Origin of the sequence: Mycobacterium sp. UM_Kg27, assembly GCF_000972905.1 — a bacterium.
GTDB lineage: Bacteria > Actinomycetota > Actinomycetes > Mycobacteriales > Mycobacteriaceae > Mycobacterium.
In genome coordinates this window covers 1-6,092 of sequence record NZ_JRMM01000190.1, presented here as the reverse complement: position 1 = coordinate 6,092, position 6,092 = coordinate 1, and the positions used below count along the sequence as shown (strand labels likewise).

At 68.0% G+C, this 6,092-nt stretch carries 7 protein-coding genes; all 7 read right to left on the bottom strand.

The annotated features are described in order from the left end of the window. Positions 1-86: 86 nt before the first annotated feature. Positions 87-980 carry a hypothetical protein gene (locus tag LI94_RS19865; protein WP_046302279.1) on the bottom strand — a complete coding sequence of 298 codons (894 nt, stop codon included), beginning with the start codon at positions 978-980 and terminating at the stop codon, positions 87-89. Positions 981-997: 17 nt separating this feature from the next. Next, positions 998-1,546: an orotate phosphoribosyltransferase gene (pyrE, locus tag LI94_RS19860; RefSeq protein WP_024442025.1), complete on the bottom strand. Its 549-nt coding sequence runs from the start codon at positions 1,544-1,546 to the stop codon at positions 998-1,000. Beyond that, entirely contained in the window at positions 1,533-2,309 is a 777-nt protein-coding gene (locus tag LI94_RS19855; protein ID WP_024442024.1) for an SDR family oxidoreductase, read from the bottom strand. The genes pyrE and LI94_RS19855 overlap by 14 nt, the downstream gene beginning before the upstream one ends. A 22-nt stretch (positions 2,310-2,331) precedes the next feature. After that, positions 2,332-3,216, bottom strand: a complete 885-nt coding sequence (gene ttfA / locus LI94_RS19850; RefSeq protein ID WP_046302278.1) for a trehalose monomycolate transport factor TtfA — start codon at positions 3,214-3,216, stop codon at positions 2,332-2,334. A 72-nt stretch (positions 3,217-3,288) separates the two neighbouring features. Beyond that, positions 3,289-4,221 (bottom strand): PecA family PE domain-processing aspartic protease, encoded by a 933-nt coding sequence (locus LI94_RS19845; protein ID WP_239651280.1) that lies wholly within the window; start codon positions 4,219-4,221, stop codon positions 3,289-3,291. Beyond that, positions 4,125-4,499, bottom strand: a complete 375-nt coding sequence (locus tag LI94_RS24725; RefSeq protein ID WP_239651279.1) for a hypothetical protein — start codon at positions 4,497-4,499, stop codon at positions 4,125-4,127. The genes LI94_RS19845 and LI94_RS24725 overlap by 97 nt, the downstream gene beginning before the upstream one ends. A 154-nt stretch (positions 4,500-4,653) precedes the next feature. Continuing rightward, positions 4,654-5,877: a PecA family PE domain-processing aspartic protease gene (locus tag LI94_RS19835; protein WP_046302276.1), complete on the bottom strand. Its 1,224-nt coding sequence runs from the start codon at positions 5,875-5,877 to the stop codon at positions 4,654-4,656. Positions 5,878-6,092: the final 215 nt, after the last annotated feature.

Sequence of the window (6,092 nt, the reverse complement as noted above, 5' to 3'; positions counted from 1 at the left end):
GCATGAAACCGGCGGTTCAGCGAGGCTCGACGGAGGAGAGGCGAAGCTGGGACCGCCGCATGAATCGGGATGGTCCGACGACTCAGTCACGAGATGGTCCACACGGCTGCATGCGTGCCCGCCACCGACACCGTGGGATACAGCAGCGCGGCGTTGATCTCCCCGTGCGTGCACAGCGAGGTCGGCACGTGTACCGAGTTCAGCGACGCCTCCGGCAGGATCAACACCGACGATCCCGCCGCGACGCAGTCCGCGCCCAGTCCAGGTATCGGCGTCGAGGGTCCGGCGATCAACATCAGCGGTCCGCCACGGGCTTTGGCGTCGTCGCGGTACTGCGAGGCGACCGCGTCGACCGACAGGTTAAGCACCATGGAGCCGGCGCCGGTGAACGCTTTCGGGTCGCCGAGGGCCGTCGGCGCCAGCGGCACGCCGTCGGCCCGGTAGGCCGCCACGCCTTGGGTGGTGAGCTGCAGACCGGTGTCGCCCGGATTGACCGGCGCCAGCCCCACCGGGAACGCCGCGGGGTAGGCCACCGTGGTGTCCTTGATCCGGTCGGCCGGCGAGTAGACATACATCCCGCGCAGCGCGCTGCGCTCCTTGAGCGGACCCAAACAGACGGTCCCGTTGAGCTGGTCGGGTTCCTTGGCCGACAGCGGCGTCGGCACCAATTCCCCCAGCAGCCGGCAGCTGCCCAGCCCGGTGGCCTCGATCGGGTGCGCCGGGGTGCCGTACACCCCGAACCGCAGTTCACCGGCGGCGGCGTGCGGGGCATCGGCATCGGCGACCCGGGCCTTGACGTCGACCAGCGCGTAGTCGACTTCCCACCGCAGGTTGGACAGGGTCATCTCCCAGCCCAGGATGGTGCGAGCCGAACCGATCGGGGCGCTGTGGGCACCGTAGGGGCCGGCCGTGCCGGAACCCGAGCAGGCCGCGGCACAGGCGACGGCCAACGCTGATGTCAGCGCGATCAGACTCCGCACAACCGTCCTCGGAGAGTTCAGTCCAGGCCCAGCTCGGCCAGGCCGAGCACACTGCGATACGGCACGCCTTCGGCCTCGATGGCCTCGGCCGCGCCGGTGGCACGGTCTACCACGGTGGCCACACCGACCACCTTGCCGCCCGCCTCACGCACCGCGCGCACCGCGGTCAGCGCCGACCCACCGGTGGTGCTGGTGTCCTCCACCACCAGAACCGGTTGGCCGGCCACGTCGAACCCTTCGATAAGGCGTTGCATGCCATGCGCTTTCACTGACTTGCGCACCACGAATGCGTCGATCGGGCGACCCGGAGCGTGCATAACGGCGGTCGCCACCGGGTCTGCGCCCAGGGTCAGGCCGCCCACGGCCGCGTAGTCCCAGTCGTCGGTGAGTTCGCGGACCAATCGCCCGATCAGGGCGCCGGCGCGGTGGTGCAGGGTGGAACGGCGAAGGTCGACGTAGTAGTCGGCTTCGGCCCCAGAGGACAGCGTCACACGGCCGTGCACCACCGACAGCTCGCGCACCAGCGCGGCGAGCTCATCGCGTTCGTCGTTGTTAAGTGCGGCCACGGCCCCTCCCGAATGTGTTGGTCAGCGTGCGCGACAGCCCGCGCGGAATCAGCCGACTGACGGCTGTCAATGCCTTGTATTGCAGGCCCGGAACGCTGACCACCTCGCCGCGGGCGATGTCGGCCAAACTGGCCGCGACCACATCGTCGACCTCCATCCACATGAAGGATGGCAGCGTGGCCATATCGATTCCGGCGCGCTCGTGGAACTCGGTGTGGACGTATCCCGGGCAGACCACGTGGATGCCGACGCCGGTGCCGTGCAGTCCGCCTGCCAGACCTTCGGTGAACGACACCACCCAGGCCTTGGACGCCGAGTAGGTCGAACCGCGTCCGGACAGCAGCCCGGCGACGCTGGCGATATTGATGACGGTGCCGGCACCCGCCTCGATCATCGCGGGCAGCGCGGCGCGGGTCAGTTGCATCACCGCGGTGACATTGACGTCCAGTTGCGACTGCAGCAGGGCCGGGTCGGCGGTCCAGAACTCCCCGGACGTGCCGAACCCGGCGTTGTTGACCAGTACCCGCACCCCGGCGCGCAGCCGCTCGGCAACTTTGGCGCGGCCGGCAGCGTCGGCCAGGTCGGCTGGTAGCACCTCGACGGCACCGCCGTGGCTGCCCCGCAGTTCGGTTGCCAGCGCTTCCAGGCGTTCGACGTCGCGGGAGACCAGGACCAGGTCATAGCCATCGGCGGCGTAGCGGCGGGCATAGCCGGCGCCCAGCCCGGAGGTGGGCCCGGTCACCACAGCAACGGGGCGAGACATGACGGACAGCCTAACGAGGCTGTCAGCGCTGATAGTGCGCGGTCTGGCGACCGTTGCGACCGCCGGGCGCGTGCAGCACGTCCGAGGAGCTCTCCCGGCTGGTCCGGCGGCGCTGCTGCGGTTCGGCAGCCGAGGGGGCGTTGCCCGGTGCCGGCGCGGCTGCTCGCGACGCCGGCGGGAGCTGCGCGGACTCGTTCTCGTCCCCGCCCTCAGCAGCGCCCGACGACCCGAGCGGACGGCTGGGTTGCCCGTTGCGGCGGCCGGTTGCGGCGGCTCCGGCTTCGGCGGACTGCCGCCGTGGGCTCGGCGGCAGCACCCGCAGCAGGTCGTTGAATTGGCGAACGCTGCGCAGGCCCTCATCCCACTGGGCGCGGGTGCTGGTGATGGGCATGCTCACCAGGGTCCAGTTCGCCTCGTTCCACATAACCTCGGCACAGTCCGGAGCGGTGTGGGCGAACGTGACCATCCGCCGGTCGCAGGCTCGGCGCGCCGCGTCGAGATTGGTGGAGTACACCATCCGTGGGCCGATCGCTCCGAGCAGCCAGATGTCGTTCTCCCGCGGTTCTTTGAGACCCTTGAGCCGCACGTCGACGACGACGTTGGTGCTGACCTTGCGGTGCAGGGCGATCACGGTCGCCACTTCGTCCAGGTCAAAGATGTAGACGGCCTCGCCGCGGATCTGGCCGAGCACCACGTTGCGCACCGGCGCCTCGCCCACCGTCGACATCACGCCGCGCTTCCAGCGGTGGAGGATCTCGGCGGATTCCGGCTCGAAGTCGAAACCGTGCGAACGGGCCCAGGACTTACGGCGCCGGCTACGGCCGCGCCGCTGGTCGATGTCCACGTACAGCAATACGGCCGCGCCGACGAAACACAGCGCGGACAGCGTGAACCAGAGCGGGACCATTGGGCCTAGCGTATCTGTTCTCGGCCGGGACTGACGAACGTCCTCAGGTCACAACCCGGTATCACCGCGGCGTTAGGGCGTCACGACCTTGTTCGCAACGATGTGCATGGAGCCGTTGCCGGCCGTCGAGACGTACACCTGGTTCTGCTGGAACAGCCAGTTGCCGGTGTTCATCGAGGTGCCGGACACGATCGTCGGGCTACTGGCGGAGGTCGGATCGACCGTGTAGTCGTAGAGCAGCGTACCGCCCTTGGTGGGGTCGCCCGTGTACACGCTGACCTGCTGGCCGGCGGCCAGAACCTCCCCCGCGCTTCCGTTCGTCAGGCTTACCGGGATCGTCCCGTTCACCCCACCGGAATCCATGACCGATCCGACCTGGGTGGCCGTTTTGCCGCCGTCGAAGGACACGTACAGCGTCGAGTTCGGCGAGCCGTCGACGGTGACTCCGCCGGTCAGCGGGTCGGCGCCGAAGGTCAGGGTGCCGTCCTTCTGGTCGATCAGTACACCGTCGCCGAGAGCACCCGGCAGCGCTGTGGTCGGGATGCTGTCAGGGGTCGGCCCGGCTGCGTTCGCCCCGATGCCTAAGACGCCGTCGGCGTTATCGCCGAGGTAGGAGCTGATATTCCACCCGGTGAACAGTGCCGACATACTGACCGGGAAGGCGAACAACACGGCATCGACATCGGTCGTACCGGTGGTGACGGTGGCGCCGGCGGCGTCGGTGAACGTGACCGTGGTGGGCAGTTCCGCGTAGACGTAGTCCACCGAATTGCCGAACTGACCGATGTTGATGCTGGTGGGCAGGCCGGTGATCCCGAACGGGTTGATGTCCCAGATCGGCATGACCAGACCAGCCGAGCCGGTGTCGACCAGCACTGACGACTCCGGTCCGCCACCCACCGAGACGTTCACCACCGGTTCGGTGCCGCTGCTGACCTCCAGCGGGACCGTGAAGGTGTCCGCGGTGGTGGCGTCCGGGCCGAACGCGGCAGCGCTGCCGGCCACGCTCGCATCGGCGGCCCCCCGAAGATCCACTGGTCAAGCTCGTTGATCGGGGTGTAGACGAGGCTCTGGTACCAGCTGTCGAACATGGTGTCCAGCGAGGACAGCGCGAAGCCCGGACCGGTGTCGGCAGCGATGCCGGGGTCGAACCCGCTGAGGGCGTCGATGATGGGTTGCAGCAGGTCATCGATGTCGGCGTGTGCTGTCGGCACGGGAGCTCCCAGCGCGAGAAACGCCCCGACCGCCGTGGTCACGCCGATCATGCGTCGACGAGCTGCCATCTCCGAAACCTCCCGCGTGAGGTCACGGACACCCGCTGAGCCGTAACCAACCGGGGTCAGCTAAACCACCCAGGGGCGTAGAACACCAGGGGTTTCAGCCAAGAAAGCGCCAAACAACGCTTGGCCGGCAGACGGGCTCCCGGCCACTACCTCATCACGGTTGAATGATGGGGGTGCCACCCACGATGGTCTGCCCGACGCCATCCGGGCTGTACGAGATGTAGACCGGCTCTTGGGCGAACAGCCAGTTGCCGGTGTTCATACCGCCGCTGGCGATCACGGTCGGGCTGCGCACCTCGCCGGGCTGCGTGCCCACCGTGTAGGAGTACAGCGGAGTTCCGTCCTTGGTGAACACCTCAATGGTCGTCCCGCTGGGCAGCTGTCCGTTGGCGGTCGGGCTGACGCCGGCAGCGCTGAGCACCGAGGTCGGCATGGTGCCGTACACGCCGCCGGAGTCGATCACCGCCCTGACCGTCGAGGGCGCCTCGCCGTTGATGCTCACCTTCAGATCACTGGTGGGGAGTGTCCACGGCGCCCCCTGGATAACCGTTCCGCCCTCCAGTGGGTTGTCCCCGAAGACCAATCTGCCGCCCGGCTGGTCGATCAGCACGCCGTTGCCCAGAGTGCCCGGCAGGTCGGCGGTCGGAATGTGGTCGGGAGTGGGTCCGAGCGCGTTCGGTCCGATCCCCAAGATGCCGGTGGAGGAACCGGCCAGGTAGTCGTAGATGGACCAGGAGCCGAAGGGATTGAGGTCCGCCGGGAAGGCGAACAGCACCGCATCCACCGTGGTGTCGGCGGTCAGCGTGTCCCCGTCCACGCCGGTGAAGGTCACCGTGGTGGGCAGCTCTAAATAGAAGTAGTTCAGCGCGCCGCCGAACTGACCGATGTTGAAACCGGTCGGCAGACCGGTGATGCCGAACGGGTTGATGTTCCAGATCGGGATGACCAGTCCGGCAGCACCGGTGTCGACCAGCACCTCGGTCTGCGCGCCGCCGCCCACCGAGACATTGATCACCGGTTGGGTGTTGAGATTGACCTCCATCGGGACGGTGAAACTGTCCGGCAGATTGGCACTGTCCGGGCCGTACGCGACGGCACTGCCGGGCAGGCTCTCACCGAACAGCCATGGCGCGATGCTGTTGAGGGGGTTGTAGATGAGGTCCTGGTACCAGCCGTTGAACAGGGTGTCCAACGAGGACAGCGCCGCACCCGGATCGGTGTCGGCGGCGATGCCCGGGTCGACCCAACTGATCGCGTCGATGAGGGGCTCGAACAGGTCGTCCCAGTCAGCCTGAGCGGCCGGGGCGGGCGCGCCCAGCGCCAGGACCGCACCGACGGCCCCTACGGCGCCCACCAGGCGATGGCGACGAGCTGACATGGCTACCCTCCGGATGAACAACGGCGTAGGAACACACCGGAATCTCTCAGTAACCGCAAGGCTAACTGATCAGGTTCACCACCGCACCCGCAAAGGAGCGCCGTCCGGCGACAAGGCCCCCCGGACCTGGGCGGGTTCACATGGTCGTCGCAACACTCTCGATGAGAGGTTGCGGCGACCATGTCGTTTTCGGAGGACTGTGCGCGGTTCGGTGA